This window comes from Novosphingobium sp. Fuku2-ISO-50, assembly GCF_001519055.1.
Taxonomy (GTDB): Bacteria; Pseudomonadota; Alphaproteobacteria; order Sphingomonadales; family Sphingomonadaceae; genus Novosphingobium.
On sequence record NZ_KQ954295.1, the window covers coordinates 75,796 to 95,484 of the forward strand.

15 protein-coding genes are annotated in these 19,689 nt (G+C 65.0%); 12 read left to right on the forward strand and 3 right to left on the reverse strand.

From position 1 onward, the window contains the following. Positions 1-11: 11 nt before the first annotated feature. The 10 genes from AQZ50_RS14110 (at position 12) to AQZ50_RS14155 (ending at position 13,003) form a co-directional block, all read left to right on the forward strand. Complete coding sequence (locus AQZ50_RS14110; RefSeq protein ID WP_067747111.1) at positions 12-932, forward strand: hypothetical protein; 921 nt, start codon at positions 12-14, stop codon at positions 930-932. Then, the gene (locus AQZ50_RS14115) at positions 929-1,456 is read left to right on the forward strand and encodes a DUF2141 domain-containing protein (RefSeq protein ID WP_067747112.1); all 528 of its coding nucleotides are present in this window, start codon (positions 929-931) and stop codon (positions 1,454-1,456) included. Before AQZ50_RS14110 ends, AQZ50_RS14115 begins: the two co-directional genes overlap by 4 nt. Next, on the forward strand, positions 1,453-2,625 hold the full coding sequence (locus AQZ50_RS14120; RefSeq protein WP_067747113.1) for a glycosyltransferase: 1,173 nt from the start codon (positions 1,453-1,455) through the stop codon (positions 2,623-2,625). Before AQZ50_RS14115 ends, AQZ50_RS14120 begins: the two co-directional genes overlap by 4 nt. A gap of 107 nt (positions 2,626-2,732) precedes the next feature. Beyond that, positions 2,733-3,326, forward strand: coding sequence for a nitroreductase family protein (locus AQZ50_RS14125; protein ID WP_067747114.1), 594 nt, complete (start codon positions 2,733-2,735; stop codon positions 3,324-3,326). Between the two features lie 268 nt (positions 3,327-3,594). After that, positions 3,595-4,281: a murein L,D-transpeptidase catalytic domain family protein gene (locus AQZ50_RS14130; RefSeq protein WP_067747115.1), complete on the forward strand. Its 687-nt coding sequence runs from the start codon at positions 3,595-3,597 to the stop codon at positions 4,279-4,281. A gap of 147 nt (positions 4,282-4,428) precedes the next feature. Next, complete coding sequence (locus tag AQZ50_RS14135; RefSeq protein ID WP_067747116.1) at positions 4,429-5,571, forward strand: efflux RND transporter periplasmic adaptor subunit; 1,143 nt, start codon at positions 4,429-4,431, stop codon at positions 5,569-5,571. A gap of 6 nt (positions 5,572-5,577) precedes the next feature. Continuing rightward, the gene (locus tag AQZ50_RS14140) at positions 5,578-8,721 is read left to right on the forward strand and encodes an efflux RND transporter permease subunit (RefSeq protein ID WP_067747117.1); all 3,144 of its coding nucleotides are present in this window, start codon (positions 5,578-5,580) and stop codon (positions 8,719-8,721) included. Next, positions 8,718-10,163 (forward strand): efflux transporter outer membrane subunit, encoded by a 1,446-nt coding sequence (locus AQZ50_RS14145; protein WP_067747119.1) that lies wholly within the window; start codon positions 8,718-8,720, stop codon positions 10,161-10,163. Before AQZ50_RS14140 ends, AQZ50_RS14145 begins: the two co-directional genes overlap by 4 nt. Positions 10,164-10,373: 210 nt before the next feature. Further along, positions 10,374-11,669, forward strand: coding sequence for a polysaccharide pyruvyl transferase family protein (locus AQZ50_RS14150; protein WP_082703662.1), 1,296 nt, complete (start codon positions 10,374-10,376; stop codon positions 11,667-11,669). Further along, on the forward strand, positions 11,666-13,003 hold the full coding sequence (locus AQZ50_RS14155; protein WP_082703663.1) for a glycosyltransferase family 4 protein: 1,338 nt from the start codon (positions 11,666-11,668) through the stop codon (positions 13,001-13,003). Before AQZ50_RS14150 ends, AQZ50_RS14155 begins: the two co-directional genes overlap by 4 nt. On the opposite strand, the gene AQZ50_RS14160 is transcribed toward AQZ50_RS14155, so the two are convergent. Beyond that, entirely contained in the window at positions 12,928-13,479 is a 552-nt protein-coding gene (locus AQZ50_RS14160) for a hypothetical protein (RefSeq protein ID WP_156427369.1), read from the reverse strand. The two genes, AQZ50_RS14155 and AQZ50_RS14160, sit on opposite strands and share 76 nt — an antisense overlap. A 359-nt stretch (positions 13,480-13,838) precedes the next feature. Here AQZ50_RS14160 and AQZ50_RS14165 point away from each other — a divergent pair, with 359 nt between their 5' ends. Together AQZ50_RS14165 and AQZ50_RS14170 are read left to right on the forward strand one after the other, a co-directional pair. Beyond that, positions 13,839-15,011 carry an outer membrane beta-barrel protein gene (locus AQZ50_RS14165; protein WP_231730304.1) on the forward strand — a complete coding sequence of 391 codons (1,173 nt, stop codon included), beginning with the start codon at positions 13,839-13,841 and terminating at the stop codon, positions 15,009-15,011. A gap of 9 nt (positions 15,012-15,020) precedes the next feature. Further along, complete coding sequence (locus AQZ50_RS14170) at positions 15,021-16,343, forward strand: cell wall hydrolase (RefSeq protein ID WP_067747122.1); 1,323 nt, start codon at positions 15,021-15,023, stop codon at positions 16,341-16,343. A 163-nt stretch (positions 16,344-16,506) separates the two neighbouring features. Here AQZ50_RS14170 and AQZ50_RS14175 read toward each other — a convergent pair whose 3' ends face one another. Beyond that, the gene (locus AQZ50_RS14175; protein WP_197412497.1) at positions 16,507-17,160 is read right to left on the reverse strand and encodes a nitroreductase family protein; all 654 of its coding nucleotides are present in this window, start codon (positions 17,158-17,160) and stop codon (positions 16,507-16,509) included. 126 nt (positions 17,161-17,286) lie between these two features. Next, a complete protein-coding gene (locus AQZ50_RS14180) occupies positions 17,287-18,195 on the reverse strand; it encodes a DMT family transporter (protein ID WP_369801428.1) in 909 nt (302 codons plus the stop codon). Positions 18,196-19,689 lie beyond the last annotated feature (1,494 nt).

Sequence of the window (19,689 nt, forward strand, 5' to 3'; positions counted from 1 at the left end):
GGATCGCGCCGGTGAACGATCCCATCGCAGCAGAACCCATACCGGTCGCGCTTCCGCAGTCGAATCCGACCTCGGGCTGGCGTCGGCTGGCCGCGCTGATCGGCCCGGTCATCTCGATCGCCATTCTGGGCGGGGCGCTGTGGCAGGTCCACGCGCTCGACTGGCGCACGCTGATCACGTTCATCCCGACATCGCCGTGGATCTGGATCGTGCTGGGCATCAATTACCTCAGCGGCCCGATCGGCGACTGGGTGATCTTCCGCAAGCTCTGGAAGATTCCGGTCGAAGGGATCTTTCCGCTGGTCAAGAAGATGATCGGCAACCAGATCCTGCTCAGCTATGTCGGCGAAGTCTATTTCTACGACTGGGCGCGCCGCCATGTGAAAATGGAAGGCTCTCCATTCGGCGCGGTCAAGGACGTGGCGATCCTGTCGGCCATCGCGGGCTATGCGATGACATTGCTCATGCTGGCCATGGCCTGGCCTTATGTCACGAAATTCGGTTTCGGCATCAATGGCACCGAATTGCAATGGTCGATCGCGATCATGCTGATCACCGGCCTTGCCATCACGCTGTTCCGCAATCGCCTGCTCAGCCTGCCGCGGCCGGACTTGCTGTTCGTGCTGGGCGTGCACATGGTCCGCCTGCTGGTCAACACCGTGCTGACCGCCGTGTTGTGGAGCCTGATGCTGCCGGCCGTGCCGCTGTCGTCCTGGCTGATCCTGTCGACCGGGCGGCTGCTGGTCACGCGCCTGCCGCTGATTCCCAATCAGGAAATCGCCTTTGCCGGGGCGCTGGCGCTGCTGGGCGGACCTGTCGACAAGACTCATGAAATGATCACGGTTATTGCCCTGTTCATAACGGCTATCCATATTGCCGTTTTCATAGCGATGTTGCTGCTCGACTTGGTGCAAAGGGAACGCAACGCATGATCCGACTGCTGCTGCTGCCAGCCATGCTCGTGATGCTGACAGCGGCCTTTATCCCCTCCAATCCCGACCTCGGCACCGCCGAGGCGCAGTGCCGTCCGGGCGAGGCCGGCACCGAGCTGATCGTCGAGATCGCAGGGCTCAAGGATCGCGTCGGCAAGCTCAAGGTCGAAGTCTATCCCGGCACCGAAGGGGATTTCCTTGCCGATGACAACATCCTGCTGATGGCCGGCAAGACCTTTCGCCGTGTCGAAGGCGCGGTGCCGAGCGAACACAATCCGCATGTCTGCGTGCATCTGCCCGGCCCCGGACGGATTGCCGTGATGGTCCTGCATGACCGCGATTCAAATCACCGCTTCAACTGGCAACGCGACGGCGTCGGGTTTTCCAACAATCCGCGGCTGGGCTGGTCGAAGCCAAGGGCGGACGCGGTCGCCGTCAATGTCGGCGCCGGTGTCACATCGCTGCGGGTCGTGATGAATTACCGTAACGGCTTCTCGTTCGGGCCGATCGCGGGCAGCCGATGAAACTCGTCGATGTCTGCGCCTTTTATGCCCCAAAGGGCGGCGGCGTACGCACGTATGTCGACCGCAAGCTCAAGGCGGGCGCAGCCATGGGCCACGAAGTCGTGGTCATTGCGCCGGGCGCGCGTGACGAAGTCGAGGAACGCGGCCCCAATGCGCGGATCATCTGGCTGAAATCGACGGTCTTTCCGCTCGATTTCAATTACCGCTATTTCAGCGACGTGCCCGCGCTCTATGCCGCGCTCGACCGTGAAAACCCCGATTTTGTCGAGGCCTCGTCACCCTGGCGCAGCGCCAGCATCATTGCCGAATGGCCGGGCGCCGCGCCGCGCTCGCTGATCATGCATGCCGATCCCTTGTCCGCCTATGCCTATCGCTGGCTTGACCCGGTGGCGACGCGCGACACCATCGACGGACTGTTCGACCGCTATTGGCGCCATTTGCGCAAGCTCGATGAAGTCTATGACCTGATCATCTCGGCCAGTCCGGGGCTGTCGGCGCGATTGACCGCTGGAGGGCTGAAGCGCGTGGTGACCAACCCGATGGGGGTCGATCCGGGCGTGTTTTCGCCGCAGTTTCGCGATCCGGCCCTGCGCAAGGGCCTGCTGGACTTGTGCGAGCTGCCCGAAGAGGCAACGCTGCTGGTCGGCGTCGGACGCTTTGCTCCGGAAAAGCGCTGGCCGATGCTGGTCGACGCCGTCGCCGCTGCGGGCGCGCGCAATCCGGTGGGGCTGGTGCTGGTCGGTCAGGGCCGCGATCTCAAGACGATCGAGCGGCGCATCGGCGGCAATCCTCATGTGCGCATCCTCGCCCCGATCACCGATCGCCATGAACTCGCGCGAGTCATGGCCAGCGCCGATGCCCTGCTCCATGGTTGCGAAGCGGAAACCTTCTGCATGGTCGCCGCCGAAGCGCGGGCCAGCGGCCTGCCGCTGATCGTGCCCGATGAAGGCGGCGCTGCCGATCAGGCGCGCGCCTGCGGCGGATGGATCTACAAATCGGCCGATACCGCCGCCGCCGCCGAAGCGATCACGGAATATTGCATCGGCCGCGAAGCGGGAGTCGCCGGCCCCAGCGCCGACATCCCCCCGCCACGCACGATGGACGACCATTTCCGCGAACTGTTCGACACATACGAACGCCTGATCGCGCCCAACGCCCGCGCCGCGTGAATCGCGCCCACTTTTCAAGTTTTCCAAATAAAGCCATCGAGTTTATCGCGATTTTTGTTGCGGCCGACACCGGCTAAGGCTGCGCACCACACCTCACGGAGCACAAAATGACCGAACGCACCGCCGACCCCCGCATTGTTCCCCTGATTGTCGAGCGCTGGTCGCCGCGCGCTTTTGACGGCACGGCCCTGCCCGCAGCCGACCTCGCGGTGATTCTCGAAGCCGCAACGCTGGCGCCTTCGGCCTACAATTATCAGCCCTGGCGCTTCCTCCACGCAACGCATGGCGATGCCAACTGGGACCGCTTTCTGGCCCCGCTGATCCCGTTCAACGCGGGCTGGGCCAAGGATGCCGGGGCGCTGATCTATATCGTCTCCGACACGCTGATGCGCGGCCCGGGCGGCGCGAATCCCAATCACAGCCACAGCTTTGACGCGGGCGCCGCCTGGGCCTTGCTCGCGCTGCAGGCGACCGCGCTCGGCTATCATGCGCATGGCATGACCGGGGTCGATTTCGCCAAGGCGCGCGCAGACTTCGGCGTACCCGACGATTTCCGCATCGAGGCGGCGATCGCCATCGGCCGCAAGGACAGCCCCGATCGCCTGCCCGAACCGCTGCGCGAACGCGAAGTGCCGAGCACGCGCAATCCGGTCGCAAACGTCGCCGTGGCCGGATCGTTTGGCGACTTGCCCACCGCCTGATCGGCACTTTCGCCTGCTGCATCGCAACACAAAGCAACCGGGATTGGCGTTGGCCGACCCCGGTTCGCTGCGTCAGGCGTGCCGCAAATCAACGCCTTGCGGCACGGATTGCACGTTTTATCGCAAGGATCGACGCAAAAGCTGGCCATTGCGCACCACGGGATGGTAGAGAGGCAGCCAATTGCCGGACCTTTGCGCACCTCTATCCGCCCTGCCGGGCGGATGCGGGCACAGACCCGGCGGGTCGATAACCACGGGGTTTTGCACGATGAATGTCGGCAGGCGCCGGTTCCTCGGGGCTTTTGCCGGGACCGCAGCCACCGTCCTTTTGCCACGCGGCGCTCTCGCCGCGATCACGCCTGCTGCGGCAGGTGCTGATTCGCGCGCCTGGTCGCCCTGGCCGATGTTGCCGCCCGAAACGATGACGCCCGATGCTGTCGTCGGCGACCCCGCCCCTTCGCTATTGCCCCGCGCACTCGCCGCGCTCGACACCCATGCCGGTCGCATCCCCGATCGCAGCCTGGTCGGGCTGGTCGATTTCTCGGTCCCTTCGCGCATCCCGCGGCTGCACATTGTCGATGTCGCAGGCGGGCGCGTGGTGTCGAGCCATCTGGTCGCACATGGCCGGGGCTCGGACCCTGCAAACAGCGGCTGGGCCGAACGTTTTTCAAACCGGCTGGGCTCCGAAGCCTCGTCGAGCGGCAGCTTCGTCGTCGGCGAGACCTATTTCGGCAAGCATGGCCGGTCGCGTCGCCTGATCGGGCTCGACCCCGACAACGATCAGGCCGAAGTGCGCGGCATCGTCATTCACGCTGCCAGCTATGTCGGGTCCGATTTCGCTGCACAATATGGCCGGATCGGCCGCAGCCAGGGCTGCTTTGCCGTCAGCGCCAACGAAATCGCCACCGTGCTCGACCGACTCGGCCCCGGCCGGATGCTGTTCGCCGCGCGCTAACGGCAAGCCGCTCTTCCACACGGAAATTCGGCAAGCGGCCCATCGGGCAAAACAAAGGTGTAGATCGATACCCGTTCGGTGGCTAACCCGCCGAACGAGCTAAGGTCGGCAGGCGATCGCGGCCGAACAACCATTGAAGGCCTGACTTTGCGCCGATCGTTTCCTTCTGCCGCCGCGATTGCCCTTGCCGCGGCCCTGCTGTCTTCATGCGGCGGCCAGCCGGCCCCGACGCCGCCTCTGCCCAAAGTCGGCGTCATCGTGACGCAGGCCGGCGCGATCCCGCTGATGACCGAACTGACCGGGCGCACGATGCCTTCGGAAACCGCCGAAGTGCGCCCGCAAGTCTCGGGGCTGATCACCGCGCGCCTGTTCACCGAAGGCAGCCAGGTCGAAAAAGGTCAGGCGCTCTATCAGGTCGATCCCCGGCCTTATGCCGCAACCGATGCGCAGGCGCGCGCCGCGCTCGCCAATGCGCAGGCCGCGGTCGAAGCAAACCGGCTCAAGGCCGAACGCTATCGCACGCTGTCCGCGACCGGCGGGATCAGCAAGCAGGACGCCGCCGATGCCGAGGCGAGCTGGCAACAATCGCGCGCGCAAGTCGCCGCTGCGCGCGCCGCGCTCGATGCCGCGCGCATCAATCTCGGCTTTACGCGGATCATCGCCCCGATCAGCGGACGGATCGGGCAATCGAGCGTGACTCGCGGCGCACTCGTCACCAGCGACCAGCCGACGGCCCTGGCCAAGATCCAGCGGCTCGATCCGATCTGGGTCGACATCCAGCAATCGAGCGCCGATTTCATCGCCTTGCGCCATTCGCTCGAATCCGGCCAGTTAACCAGCGCCGGCTCGGCCCCGGTACACATCGTGCTGTCCGACGGCACCGAGTGGCCCGGCACCGGCCAACTCGATTTTGCCGACATCGATGTAAACGAACAGACCGGCACGGTAACCTTGCGCGTGACCGTGCCCAATCCGCGCGGCGATCTCCTGCCGGGCCTGTTCGTCAAGGCCCGACTGACGCAAGGCATGGTCCGGGGCGGTATCCTCGTACCGCAAGCGGCAGTCACCCGCGATCAGCGCGGCAATCCGGTCGTGCTCATCGTCGGCAAGGGCGATGTAATCGAGACCCGCGCCGTGACCACCGCGACGACATTCGGCCCCAACTGGCTGGTCACCGGCGGGCTGCGCCCGGGCGAACGCGTGGTCACCGAAGGACAACTGACCGCGCGCCCCGGCACGCGGGTCAAAGTCATGCCGGCAAGCGCGTCGCCGACCGAAAAAGGCGGATAACCCGCCATGTTGTCGCGCTATTTTGTCGATCGCCCGATCTTTGCCTGGGTGCTGGCGATCCTCGTGATGATCGGCGGCGGCATTGCCATTGCCAGCATGGGGGTCGAACAGTTCCCCGACATCGCCCCGCCGACGATCAGCGTCAACGCCACGTATCCCGGCGCCGACGCGCGGACAGTCGAAAACACCGTGACCCAGGTGCTTGAGCAACAGCTCAAGGGCGTCGACGGGCTGATCTATTTCACTTCGAGCAGCAGCAACGGCTCGGCACAGATCGTCGCCACGTTCAACAAGGGCGTCAATCCCGATACCGCGCAAGTGCAAGTGCAGAACGTGCTGTCCAAGGCCGCGACGCGCCTGCCCGCGCAAGTCCAGGCGCAAGGGCTGCAGATCAACAAGGCACAGGCCGACTTGCTGTTGATGGCCGCGCTGTACGATTCCACCGGGAAAAGCAGCCTCGCCGATGTCGCCGACTATGTCGCCGTCCATATCGCCGACCCGGTCTCGCGCATCAACGGGGTCGGCTCGGCCGATGTCTGGGGCACGCAATACGCGATGCGCATCTGGCTCGATCCGGTAAAGCTGGCTGCGGTCCACCTCATGCCGCAGGACGTGATTTCCGCGCTCAATGCCCAGAACGCGCAGATTTCAGCAGGCGAAGTCGGCATGTTGCCCGCCCCTGCAACCCAGGCGCTCAACGCCACAATCACCTCGCGCTCGCGCCTCACCACGGTCGATCAGTTCAACGCCGTCGTGCTGAAAACCGGGATCGACGGCTCGCGCGTCCTGCTCAAGGATGTCGCGCGGGTCGAACTGGGGCAGGAAAACTACACCTCTATCAACGAACTCGATGGCTATCCGGCAGTCGGCCTCGGCGTCAGCCTGGCCTCTGGCGGCAATGCCATGACCACCGCGCTGGCGGTCAAGCAGAAGATCGCCGACCTGTCGCGCGACATGCCGCCGGGCTATCGCATCACGTATCCGCGCGACAGCAGCGTCTTCGTCAAGATCTCGATCGAGGAAGTGGTCAAGACACTGTTCGAAGCGATCGGACTGGTTGTGATCGTGATGTACGTGTTCCTGCAAAACTGGCGCGCGACGCTGATCCCGGCGATTGCTGTCCCCGTCGTGCTGCTCGGGACATTCGGCATTCTGGCTGCGGTCGGCTATTCGATCAACACGCTGACGATGTTCGGGCTGGTGCTGGCGATCGGTCTGCTTGTCGATGACGCGATCGTCGTTGTCGAAAACGTCGAGCGCGTGATGCGCGAAGAAGCCCTGCCGCCGCGCGAAGCGACGATCCAGTCGATGACCGAGATCACCCCCGCGCTGATCGGCATTTCGCTGGTGCTGGCGGCGGTGTTCGTGCCCATGGCCTTTTTCGGCGGGTCGACCGGCACGATCTATCGCCAGTTCTCGATCACCATTGTCTCGGCGATGGGCCTGTCGGTCCTGGTGGCGCTGATCCTCACACCGGCGCTGGCGGCCACGCTTTTGCACCATGGCGATCATGTCGCCGGCGACGAGCCGATCGCGCGCGATCTGTTTCGCGGGTTCAATCGGACTTACGAGGCCTTGCAACTGGGGTTTCAGGCGCGTTTGGCGCGCTTTGTGCGGGCCCCCGGGCTGTGGCTGGCGGTGTTTGCGGGGATCGCCGTGATCAGCGCCCTGCTCGACATGCGCATGCAGACCGGTTTCCTGCCCGAAGAGGATCAGGGCAATCTCAGCTATGCGATCACCATGCCCGCAGGCGCGACGATCAACCAGACCCGTGTTTTCGCCGAAGACGTCACGCGCTATATCCGCGAGACCGAAAAGGCCAATATCGACCATATTTTCCTCTCGCTCGGTCGCAATCAGGCCGCCGGAACCGCGCAGAATGTCGCGCAAGGCTGGCTCAATCTGCGCACCTGGGACAATCGTCCCGGCTCTGCCAACAGCGCTGCCGCAATCGCCGCCCGGCTCAATCAGCATTTCATGACGCTTTATCAGGGGCAGGCCGTCGCGCTCGCCCCACCTGCCGTACGCGGCCTCGGCACGTCCGCCGGGTTCGAGATGTGGTTGCAGGACGCGGGCGGGCACGGCGCCCAGGCCTTGTCCGCTGCGCGGCAGGACTTGATGGCGCAGGCCATCGCCGATCCGAAACTGGCGCAGATCCGCTATGGCGGGCTTGAAGATACGCCCCAGCTTCAGGTCGATCTCAACGACGCCGCCATCACCGCGTTCCAGGTCAAGCCCGACGATGTCAACGCCACGCTGTCGACCGCGTGGGGCGGGACGTATGTCAACGATTTCCTCGATCGCGGGCGGGTAAAGCGGGTCTACGTTCAGGGCGATGCAGCGTTCCGCATGACACCGGAAGCCATTGGCCAATGGTATGTGCGCGGCGCCAACGACGACATGGTGCCGTTTGCCGCGCTGGCACAGCCGCGCTGGACTTCGGGATCGAACCTCTTGCGCCGGTTCAACGGCTTGCCCGCGCAACAAGTCGTCGGCACCGGCGGCACCGGGGTCAGTTCGGGCGCGGCCATGGCGGAAATGACCGGGCTGGCCGGTCGGCTCGGCGGCGGCTTCACGCTCGCGTGGAGCGGCTTGTCCTATCAGCAGCAAGTCGCCGCCGATCAGGCGCCGGCGCTGTTCGCCGCGTCGATCCTGTTCATTTTTCTGTGCCTTGCCGCGCTGTATGAAAGCTGGTCGGTGCCGGTTTCGGTCATGCTGGTGATCCCGCTGGGGATCATCGGCGCGGTCACGGCGGCGACTTTGCGCGGGCTGTCCAACGACATCTTTTTTCAGGTTGCGCTGCTCACCACGATCGGGCTTTCTGCCAAGAATGCCATCCTGATCGTCGAATTTGCGCAAAGTTCGCTCGATCGCGGGCTCTCCCCGCTGGATGCCGCGCTCGATGCGGCGCGGCTGCGTTTTCGCCCGATCGTGATGACCAGTCTGGCGTTTATCGCCGGGGTCGTCCCGCTGGTCCTTGCCAGCGGCGCCGGGGCCAACGGGCGTCAGGCGATCGGCACTGCCGTTTTGGGCGGGATGATCTCGGCCACGGTGCTGGCAGTGTTCTTCGTTCCCCTGTTCTTCATCGTCGTGAAAACCCGGTTCGCCAGAAAGCCGAAAGCGGCTGCCAAGACAGGTCCGGCAGCATGAGACGGGGCGCAACAGCATGGGCGATGGCGCTCGCCCTGACCGGATGCAGCATGGCGCCGACCTATCAGCGCCCCGCCGCCCCGGTTCCCGCCGCCCTGCCCCAGGGCGCGAGCTATCCGGCGCTGCAGCCGGGCGACGGCGCGGTCGATGCGATCGGCTGGCATGCCTTTTTCACCGATGCGCGATTGCAGCGGGTGATTGCGCAGGCGCTGGCCCAGAACCGCGATTTGCGCGCCAGCGTCGCCAATGTCGCCGCAGCGCGCGCGCAATACCGCGTCGCCAACGCAGCGCGCCTGCCCGCGATCACCGCCGTTCCCGCAGTCAGCCGGTTTCACGGCACGGTCGGTTCGGGCGGATATACCGGCGGCTATGGCGATGCCACCGGCGGCCCCACTGCCGATGCCTTCGGGATTTCCGGAGGGGCGGCCTCGTTTGAGATCGACTTGTGGGGCCGGGTGCGCAGCCTGAGCCGCGCCGCGCTGGAAAGCTGGCTGGCAAGCGATGAGGGCCGCAAGTCGGCTGAAACCGCGCTGATTGCCGAAGTCGCCCAAGCCTGGCTGACGATCGGCGCCGATGCCGATGCGCTGGGTATCGCGCGCGCCACGCTCGCCAGCCGCGAAGCGACGCTGACGATCGCCCGCCAGCGCGAGGCGCAAGGGATCGGCACGACGCTCGAAACGGCGCAGGCCGAAACGCTTGTCGCGGGCGCCCGATCAGACACTGCCGCCTATTGGACCGCGCTCGAACAGGCGAAAAACGCGCTCACGCTGCTGGTCGGCGCATCGGTCGCGACAGGCGATATTCCCGACACGCTGGGGCCCGACACGCTGGGGCAGAATGATGCGGTGCTGACCACGCTGCCGGTCGGGCTCGATTCGGCGGTGCTGCTGCGCCGACCCGACGTGCTGGCGGCCGAGCATCAGCTGAAAGCCGCCAACGCCAATATCGGTGCCGCGCGGGCCGCGCTGTTTCCGACCATTTCGCTGACCGGGCTGGCCGGGGTTGCCAGCGCATCGCTCGGCGGGCTGTTCGATCAGGGCGGAACCTATAACTGGGGCATGGCCGCCAGCGCGACGCAAACGCTGTTCGACGGCGGGGCCAAGGCCGGAAACCTTGCCGCGGCCAAGGCCCGGCGCGATGCGGCAGTGGCGATCTATGAAAAGGCGGTGCAAAGCGCGTTTATCGACGTTGCCAATGCGCTCGCCCGGCGCGGCACGATCGACGCGCAATTGGCGGCACAGCGCGACAATCTCGCCAGCGCGGAAAAGGCCGCCGCCATTACCGACGCGCGCTATCGCAATGGAGTCGACACCTGGCTGGCCGCGCTCGATGCGGCGCGCAGCGCTTATGCCGCGCGCCAGTCGCTGGTCAGTGTGCGGCTTGCCCGTGCAACCAACATGGTCGCACTCTACGAAGTGCTGGGCGGCGGCCTGAAGCCCTGAATTCCCCGCGCTGAATTTCCGGCCGCGACCGGCAGCGGCGCCGCAATTCCTCCGAAACCGGGCCGAAGCGGCGCTATCCCTGCTTGCCGCGATCCGGTGCATTGGCAAAGCTCGGGTCATGGCCAGACCGGATTTCCCCCTGCGTCGTCGCGACCTGCCCTCGCCGTCCTCCGCCGTCTGCGCGGCGGGAGCGTTTGGGGCGATCAAGCCATGAAAATCGCGCTGCTCAACGTGAAATTCAGCCCCAATCTGGGCGATGGCCTGCTGTCCGAATGTCTGGAACGCGAACTCGCGGTCGCTCTGCCTGGGGTCGAAGTCATCGTGATCGACCTTGCCGGGCGGAGCCATTATCGCGGCCACGGCCCCAGCCGACGCGGCCCGGTGATCGCGCTGCTCGAGGTGCTGCCGCGCTGGGCCCGGCGCCATGCGGTGCGCGTGGCGCTTGCGGCTCTGGTGCAATTTCGCCTGCGACGCCATGTTCGTGATCGTTTGGCCGGGGTCGATGCGGTCATTGTCGGCGGCGGCAATCTCCTGTCGGACAGCGATCTCAATTTCCCGATGAAGCTCGCCGGCGCACTGGGCGAAGTCGCGCGGGCGCGATTGCCGGTGGCGGTCCACGCCGTGGGGGTAAACCGCCGCTGGTCACGCACCGGGCACCAACTCTTCGTTCGGGCGCTGCGCAGTGCGGCGCTCGTCGCGGCGACAGTGCGCGACAAACGCTCACAACAAGCCTGGCGCGACTTGCTCGAACCGCATGGCGTTCCGGCGGCAGGACTTGCAGGCGATCCAGGCCTGCTCGCGCGGTGTCATTTCGATCCGCCGACGCGCGTCGTCCCCACGGCAAATCCGATCATGGTCGGCCTTTGCGTCACCTCGCCTCTGGCCGTGCGGTATCATGCCGGGGGCCAGCCCCCCACGGTCGACTTTGCCGCGTGGTATCAAGCGTCCACGCGCGCCTTGGTCGCAGCCGGCATGCACGTGCTGCTGTTCACCAACGGCAGTCCGGAAGACCGCGCCTTTCTGGCCCGGCACGGCCCCGAATGGTGCATCGCCCCGCCCCCCGATCGCTCGGCGCCCCCCTCATCGAGCATACCCGTGACGATCGTACCGGCGTTCACCACGCCGGACGAACTGGTGAATTTCATCGCCGGATGCGATGTGATCATTGCCCACCGGATGCACGCCTGCATCGTTGCCCATTCCTTTGCCATCCCCGCCATCGGCCTGAAATGGGACGTAAAGCTGGAAAGCTTTTTCGCGCTCGCCGGGCGAGAAGCCTTTATCGCCGATTGCGCCGATCTCGATCCGGCCACGTTGACCGCGCTGACCTGTCGGGCCTTGGCGACCGGGGTTGACCACGAAAAGCTCGACCGCCTGATCGCCATGACTCGCGCGGATATTGCACGCCTGGCCGATCGTATCGCCATGGCCATCGGCTCCAGCGCAATGCCCTGTCCGACGCCCGCGCCGCAAGACCCTGCGCCCGCCCGGCGCGCCATGCCATGACCGTCATCCCCCCTCCGCTCAGCCTCACCACACCGCCATTGCCCCGCTCATCCGCCACCCGACAGCCGATCGACAGAATCGTCGTCATCAACGACCTGTCGCATCCGATGGGCGGAGCGAGCGCGCTGGCCGTGCAATCCGCGCTCGGCTTTGCGCATATCGGATACCCCGTCACATTCCTGTCAGGCGATGCGCCCCCGCCAAAGGGCATGGGCCATCGCGCGATCGAGACGATCGGGCTGGGCCAGGGCCGGTTGCTCGACCGCGGCGCACGCGACGCGCTGATCACCGGCTGGTGGAACCGGGCGGCGCTGGCCATGGTGCGCCACTTCATAGCCACCCGCGACACGCCCGGCACGGTCTATCACCTGCACGGCTGGTCACAGATCCTGTCGCCCGCGATCTTTGCCGCGCTGGCCCCGGTGCGTGACCGGCTGGTCATTTCGGCGCACGATTTCTTTCTGGTCTGCCCCACCGGTGCCTATGCCGATTTGTCGAGCGGCGCGCCGTGTACGCGCGTGCCGCTGAGCGCGGCCTGCTGTCTGGCAGGCTGCGACCGACGCAGCCGGATGCACAAGATATGGCGTCTGGTCCGCGCGACCATCCAGCGAGCGATGCTGGACCCGCAGAACAGTCCGCCGATCCTGGCGATCCACGCCGCAATGACCCCCGGACTGCAACGCGGCGGCATTCCCGCCCAGGCGATCCGCGTCGTGCCCAACCCGGTCGTCCCGTGGAGCGCCACAAGGATCCATGCAGAAGGCAATCGCGACGTGCTGTTCGTCGGTCGGCTGGAACAGCCCAAGGGGCCGGACCTCGCGCTGGCCGCCGCGCGCGCGGCGGGCGTGTCGATACAGGTGGTCGGCGACGGCGCGATGGCGGCGCAGTTGCGCAGCGAATATCCGGAAGGCAAGTTTGCGGGCAAGCTTGATCCCGCCGCAATCGCCGTGCTCGCGTCACAGGCGCGCTTGCTGGTCATGCCCAGCCGCGCGCCCGAACCCTATGGATTGGTGGCAATGGAGGCGGTCCGCGGCGGATTGCCCGTGGTATTGCCGCCCAGCGCGTTGCTGTCCGCTGACATCGCCCGGATCGGCGCCGGGGTTGCGGTCGAACCGCGCGACACGCCTGCCTTTGCGGCGCTGCTGCGAAGGCTTGCCAAAGACGACTGCGCTATCCGCGCGATGAGCGAGGCGGCCTTTGCACACGGCGCCCCGCTGGCGCTCGATCCCGACGACTGGCTCGATCGGCTACTGGGCCTCTATCGCGAACGCCTGGGGGATGTCGCCAGCAGCCGCGCCTGCCCCTCGATGTCGGCCTGCGCCGGGGGAACCTGATCGGCAGCCCCGGCCGTTGCCCGGCGGCGCCAGGCCGCGCCAGGCCCGCTGCGCGGCCGGCCCCAATCGCGGTCGCCTAGCCGACGCCAGGGATTGGCCCGGGCCTGCGCGCGAAAATGCGATACGCGGGTCAGGATCAGAACCAACGCCAGCGCGGCCAGACCCATGGCCCACCGCCACAGCGCAAATTGCCCGGTGCGGCTGGCAGCCATGAATTCACAGGTCGTCAGCCAGATGGCCACCGCGCCAAGCAATTCCGCCCCGCGCTGCTGCGGCGCCGCAATCAACACCGCGACCCCCAGCATCAGCGCGATCCGACCGGCATCGCTATCGCCCATGCCGCCGCCAAGATAGTCGTGCGTCGCCAAAGCCCCGATCGCCAAAACGGCGATCTGCGCGCCATGGACAATGGTCCCTGCCGGCAATCGCCGGGGATCAAGCCGATGCGTTACGCGGGAAAGCAGACGACGGTTCATGGACAGATGGCTGCGCCCAAGACGCCAACAAATGCTTGCCCACGCTGGTTAACCGGCATTGCTCCGTAGTATCACCTACTAAATTTCGGATCGAACCAACCGGTTCGGCCCAAAACGCGCGGCGCCGAGTATGAAACCCTCAGTAATATCTCGGATACGGGGCTAATTGACCGCACATCGTCCGGCTTCGGTGATACCTGAAATGCCTCCCCGGCGGGCAAGGTTCTGGAGGCAATTCGATGAATGGTTGGCGCTCTCACGCTTCACGGCGGGCAAACAGGCGATGGCGCACGGGACTGGCGCTCTGTGCGCTGGCCGTGCCCGTGCATGCGGCGGCGCAACAAGTGGTCGACACGCGCATGGAAAATGACACGGCCGCTTCGCGCCTGCGCCCGGAATATGATCAGCCGGGCATACCGGCGGCAACGTTCCTGCTGTTTCCCACGCTGAGCGCCGAAGCCGCGTACAACGACAACATCTATGCGCGCAGCGACATCAAGACCGGCGATGCCACGCTCGTCCTGCGCCCGGCGATCAATGTCCGGTCGCAATGGTCGCGCAATCAGTTTGACGTGATCGCTCGCGGCGAATTCGATCGCTATGCCAAACATGCCGGCGAAAACGTCGAAACCGGGGCTATCGGCGTCGATGGCCGGATCGACATCGATGGGCAGATGACGCTTTCGGCCGATGCCATGCTGGCCGGGAATATCGAGCCGCGCGGATCGACCGGCGACACGCTGTTCGGGGCAAAGCCGGTCGCCTATGGCCAGATCACCGCCAATCTCAAGCTGGATCAGGCGTTTGACCGTACCCGGCTGACGCTGTCGGGCCATCTCGACCGCTATCGCTATGTTGCGCGCGAACTCGACGGCGTGCCGATCGACATGTCCTATCGCGATTTCAATTATCTTGAAGGCAAGGCCCGCGTGGCGCAGGCGCTTTCGCCCGGTGTCGCCGCCTATGTCGACCTCGAACTCGACAACAACACCTACAGCCACCTGACCCCCGGCACCGGGCAGCGCGATTCCACGCAATATGCCGCGCTGTTCGGCTTTGCCTTCGGGATCAACCGCCTGCTCCAGGGCGAGGCGGCGGTCGGCTATTTCCATCGCGATTTCCGCGACAATGCCTATCGCGCGGTATCCGGGCTCGACTACAATGTTGCGCTGGCATGGAGCCCGACCCGGCTGACCACGGTCAACCTGACCGCCGACAAGGCGTTTCAGCGTGCGCCGATGCTCGGTGTCGCAGGCTTTGAGCAACAGGACTTCGGCGTCGCGGTTGTGCACGAATTGCTGCGCAACATACTGCTGCGTCCGGGCGCCACCTATAGCCTGTCGGAATATGTCGGCTCGCCGTTTCACGACCGCTTTGCCAGCGCCCAACTTGGCGCCACCTGGCTGCTCAGCCAACACTGGCAAGTCGATGCCAATGTCACACACCGGCTTGGCCGTTTTTCCGATCAGGCGCTGGCTGCGCGCAATTTCAATCAGAACCGCGTCAGCCTCGCACTGACGTATCGCTTCTAGGCGCGCGCAATGGCCAGCCTGCCGCTCGGAGAGACATCCCTGCCCGCTGCGCCGGCCCAGTCCGGCATCGTCGTTCATGCCGATCGCACGGCTTTGATTGCGGCGCGCAGGCGCGGTTCGCTGCGCCTGATCATGGCGCGCTGTGCCACACGCCCGTTCGCCTGGCGCATGGCGATTGCGCTCGCTTTCGTGTTTGCCCTCGTGCGGCTGATCAATGCCTATCCTCTGCCCCATGGGCTGCCCGCGGTGCGCCTCTCGTTGACCGAGAGGCCCGGCATCGTGTCGGCGCCGCTTGGCAGCGAGCAAACCGACCTGCCCGCGCCGCCCGGCCCCGGCGCGCTGCTTGCGCTTGATCCCGATCAGGCCCGCTCTTCCAACGCCGCAGTCGCGCCGCAGCCCTTTTCCGAAATTGCGCCCCCATTCCGCGCGGCAGACATGGCCGCCGATGCTCGCGGGCGCGCGGTCGACTGCCTCGCCGCCGCCGCGTGGTACGAAGCGGGCGACAATCCGCCGGGCGAACGCGCCGTGGCCCAGGTCGTGCTCAACCGGGTGCGTCACCCCGCCTTTCCCAAATCGGTCTGCGCCGTGGTGTTTCAGGATTCTGCGCGCAGCAAGGCCTGCCAGTTCACCTTTGCCTGCGATGGCTCGCTGTCCGCGCGTGTGCCGGGGGCGGCGGCATGGACCCGCGCCCGCGCCATTGCGCTCGCCGCCCTGGCCGGAATGGTTGACAGCACCGTCGGCCTCGCCACGCATTACCACGCCGATTATGTCGTGCCGCGCTGGCGCGACAGCCTGATCAAGATGGCTGCGGTCGGACCGCACTTGTTCTATCGCTGGCCCGGCACCTGGGGCTCGCTTGCCGCGCTGCGCCCCCTACCGCCGGGCAGCGACGAGCCCCACGTGCTCAGCCTCGCGCGCCTGTCGCCGGCGCATGTCCCCGCGCTGCCCGATGACGACTCGGTAACCCAGCCCCGGCTTGCGCCGCCCGCGCCCTTGGCCACGCGCGCCCTCGCCGAAATCGCGCCCGCGGCAAAGCCCACGCCAACCGCCCGCCTCGCCGCCGACCCAATCGACCTCACGCTCGATCCCGCCGCCTTTCCCGGCAGCTATGCCGTGCGCGCCTATGCCTTGTGCAAGGATCGCCCCCGCTGCCTCGTGCTGGGCCACACCCCGGCGGCAGGCGAGGCGATCCCCTTCCTGTTCCTCCACGATGCACGCAAAGGCGTCGACACCGCGCTATGGAACTGCGCCCGCACCCCCCGCCCGGACCGCTCGCAATGCCTCCCCGGCCCAGCCGCCACCGCGCGCCTGATCGCCAACTGGCAGCGCTGACCGCGCCGAGCTTGCCGGGACAGGTCTGCCTGACTGACATTGCAGACAGGCCCAGACGTTTCGAGAATGATGGCCATGGAGCGAGCGCAACGGTGCGCCATAGCCGAGCCCACTCGCGCCGCCGGTGATCAGGACCGGGTGCTTGAAAGCTTCATGGCCTGTCTCAGCCGCCCGGTGCCTGCAGAGCGGGATAGCCGACGGATTGGGCAAACAGCACGCGTCGATCCGCGCCCAATTGCAGTCGCTCGACCAGCGCGGCCTTGTCGCAATTGTGAAACCAGGCGGCCAGCTTCCGCGCGGCTGCAAAAAGATAGACATTGCCCGCAATCAGGCCGGTATCGACGAAGTAATAGGATTTCTGCACTTCGGCATCATGCAGGCCCGGCTCGTCAAAGCCTGCGGTGTGCGTCAGACGATGCAAATTGGCGACATAGATCAATTGCACCGGTGCGGTCGCGGGCACGGGCTGATGCGGCGTCATCGCCAGCTTGCGCCAATCGCCCGCGCACACCGGGCCCAGCCGGTGGCCGTGCGGCTGATAGAGGAACAGCCCGCTGGCCGTTGCCAGATAGACATCGATTTCCTGCGAATTGCTGGCCGATCCTGCCGTGAGCCCGGCTGCGCCGAACGGCCCCGCCGCACGGTTCACGCCGCAGGCCGCCCACAGCAGATCCGACAAGACCGACAAGGGCAGCGGCTGCGTGTCGATGTCCCGAATCGTGCGTCGTTCGTGCAGGGCGGCCCAGACCGAAAGGCCCGTCTGCTCACCTGGGTCGGGAAGATCGATCGTCTGAAACGAGAGTGCGTCGCTGGTCATTGCCATTCCCCTCGGCGCGGATCGCCAAGGCCGTTTCGATGCACAGCCCTGTCCGCAACTCGACAGACTTACGCCCGACGTTTCGGATTTCCATCGACTGGCGCAAAATTCGGCATTGAAAACGATTCAGGCAAAGCGCTTTGCGCCCGCGACACTGCCCACGGCAATCAAGGTCACCACCATCATCAGCGGGGCCACCGGCTCACCCAGGACAACCGACGCAAGCCCAAGCCCCATGAAAGGCTGCAACAACTGCAATTGCCCGACACTGGCAATGCCGCCCAGACTGAGCCCGCGATACCAGAAGACAAAGCCGATCAGCATGGAAAACACCGAGACATAGCCCAGCCCCAGCCAGCTTTGCCAACCGACCATGCCCAATCCATCGGCAGGCCAGAACACCGCCGTCCCCACCGCCGCCGCCGGCACACACAGCAGCAGCGCCCAGCTGATCACCTGCCACCCGCCAAGTTCGCGGGTCAGCACGGCGCCTTCGGCATAGCCCAGCCCGCACACGACGATCGCCGCCACCATCAGGCCATCGCCCAAAGCCGACGACTGCGCGCCGCGCGCCAGAGCAAAACCGGCCACGGCCGCCGCCCCCGCCAAAGCAAAACCCCAAAAGGCCGCCGCCGGTCGCTCGCCGCCGCGCACCATGGCGAACACCGCCGTACTGAGCGGCAACAGCCCCACAAACACCAACGACCGCGCCGACGTGATATGCTGCAAGGCAAGCGCCGTAAGCGCAGGAAAGCCCAGCACGCAGCCGCCCGCGACCACCAGCAGTTGACGCCATTGGCGGCCATTGGGCCAAGGTTGCCGCGTCACGGCCAGCATCAGGCAGGCCAGAATACCGGCAATCAACGCCCGCGCGCTGGTCAAAAGCAAGGGCGAAAAGCCGATGACGGCAAGCCGCGTGGCAGGCAGAGACCCGCTGAAAATGGCCACCCCCAACAGGCCATTGCCCCACCCCCTGAAACGGCTCTGCAAGGACAAACTGTTCGGCAAGGCCGCCTCCCCTGATGCGAAAGGCAACCGCCTAGGCAGGGACGGCGGACGCAACAAGTGACGGAACGGACACAATTTGCCCGATCTGTACCGGGAGAACGACCGTACAGTTGTGCCCACGCACCGGAAATTGACGGTAATTACGGAGCGGCGTCTATTAAGCGCAGCTTTAATGTACTTCCTATTTAGGGATTATGTAAGGCGTCACCGTAACCCCTCCTCCACGGAGCGGCGTCTATTAAACGCAGCTTTAATGTACTTCCTATTTAGGAATTATGTAAGACGTCACCGTAACCGGACCGCCGCAGACCCTCCGCCGACCGCTGGAACGGTGCGTAACGTTCACTACCGACACACCATCGAACGCAACACCGCACCACGTTTGGGGCATTCAGGTTAGCGCGCGCCGGAAGACGTCCCTTGACGGGAGAGTTTGGGGATTTTCGCACCTGTCACGGTAATTCCAGATATAACGCGCGATCCGCATCCTCGAAAAATATCGGCAAGCGACGGTTGCCACGCTGTGTAACGTGGTGCGCCACTTCGGGGATCACTATGCGCGCAAGCCTTGCCATGGGCCAAACGTGACATCTAGGCGCTCTGAGGTCAATTGGATATTGCGTCCCCGGAACTTCCAATTGGATATTGCGTCCCCGGAACTTCCCTTGGATATTGCGTCCCCGGAACTCCCGCGTCCCCGGAACTCCGCCAATTGGATATTGCGTCCCCGGAACTCCGTTGCGTCCCCGGAACTCCGCATCGGTGGTTGCGCGCTGCCAACTATTGTTTTCAATCGCTTGCCCGGTTTTCTGGCAGTGTCCAACCACCCGCCGCACGCAGGAACGGTGCGTAACGTTCACTCGAGAATGCAATGATGGATGCCACTGGGAGCCGTCTACGCCATCGATCGGGGTGCCTTGTTCCGCTTCGCGCGCATCCCGGTGTTGACGGAAAACATGACCAGGCCAGAAACCCACTTCTGCGGGGTGGCGCCATTTTGGCACCGGCACTTATGGCATAACATCAATGGGTTATGGCGCTGGCGTCAAAACGGTGCCAGTCCACCCCTGCGAATCTATGGCGCAATATCAGAGCGTTACGAGCCAAAATGGCTTACGGGGGACCGTGTTAGGTGTACCCTGTTTAGGAACTGCTCCACCACGTCGATATGGGGTTGGCGATCAGCTATCAGCGCGCCGATTGTCGCCCCGGTAAGGCAGGCGGCTAATTACGTGCACTGTCACCGGAACCCCACCGCCGTAATTCCCATCCGCCGGAACCAGAGACCCGTTACGCAATATCGTTGCCGTCTCCCAGAAATCGAATATTTCTCAACCTTTTCCTAAAAAAAGATCGCAATAGCTTAATACCAAAAAATATAGGTGCCAAAAAAACAAATGTTAATGACAATAATTTAAAGACATCAGATGCAGCCCACCTTGTATAAAACGCATTTGAAGCAAGCAATGTTATGAATATCGTTGAGAAACAAAAAACTGACACATAAATAAACACATTGCA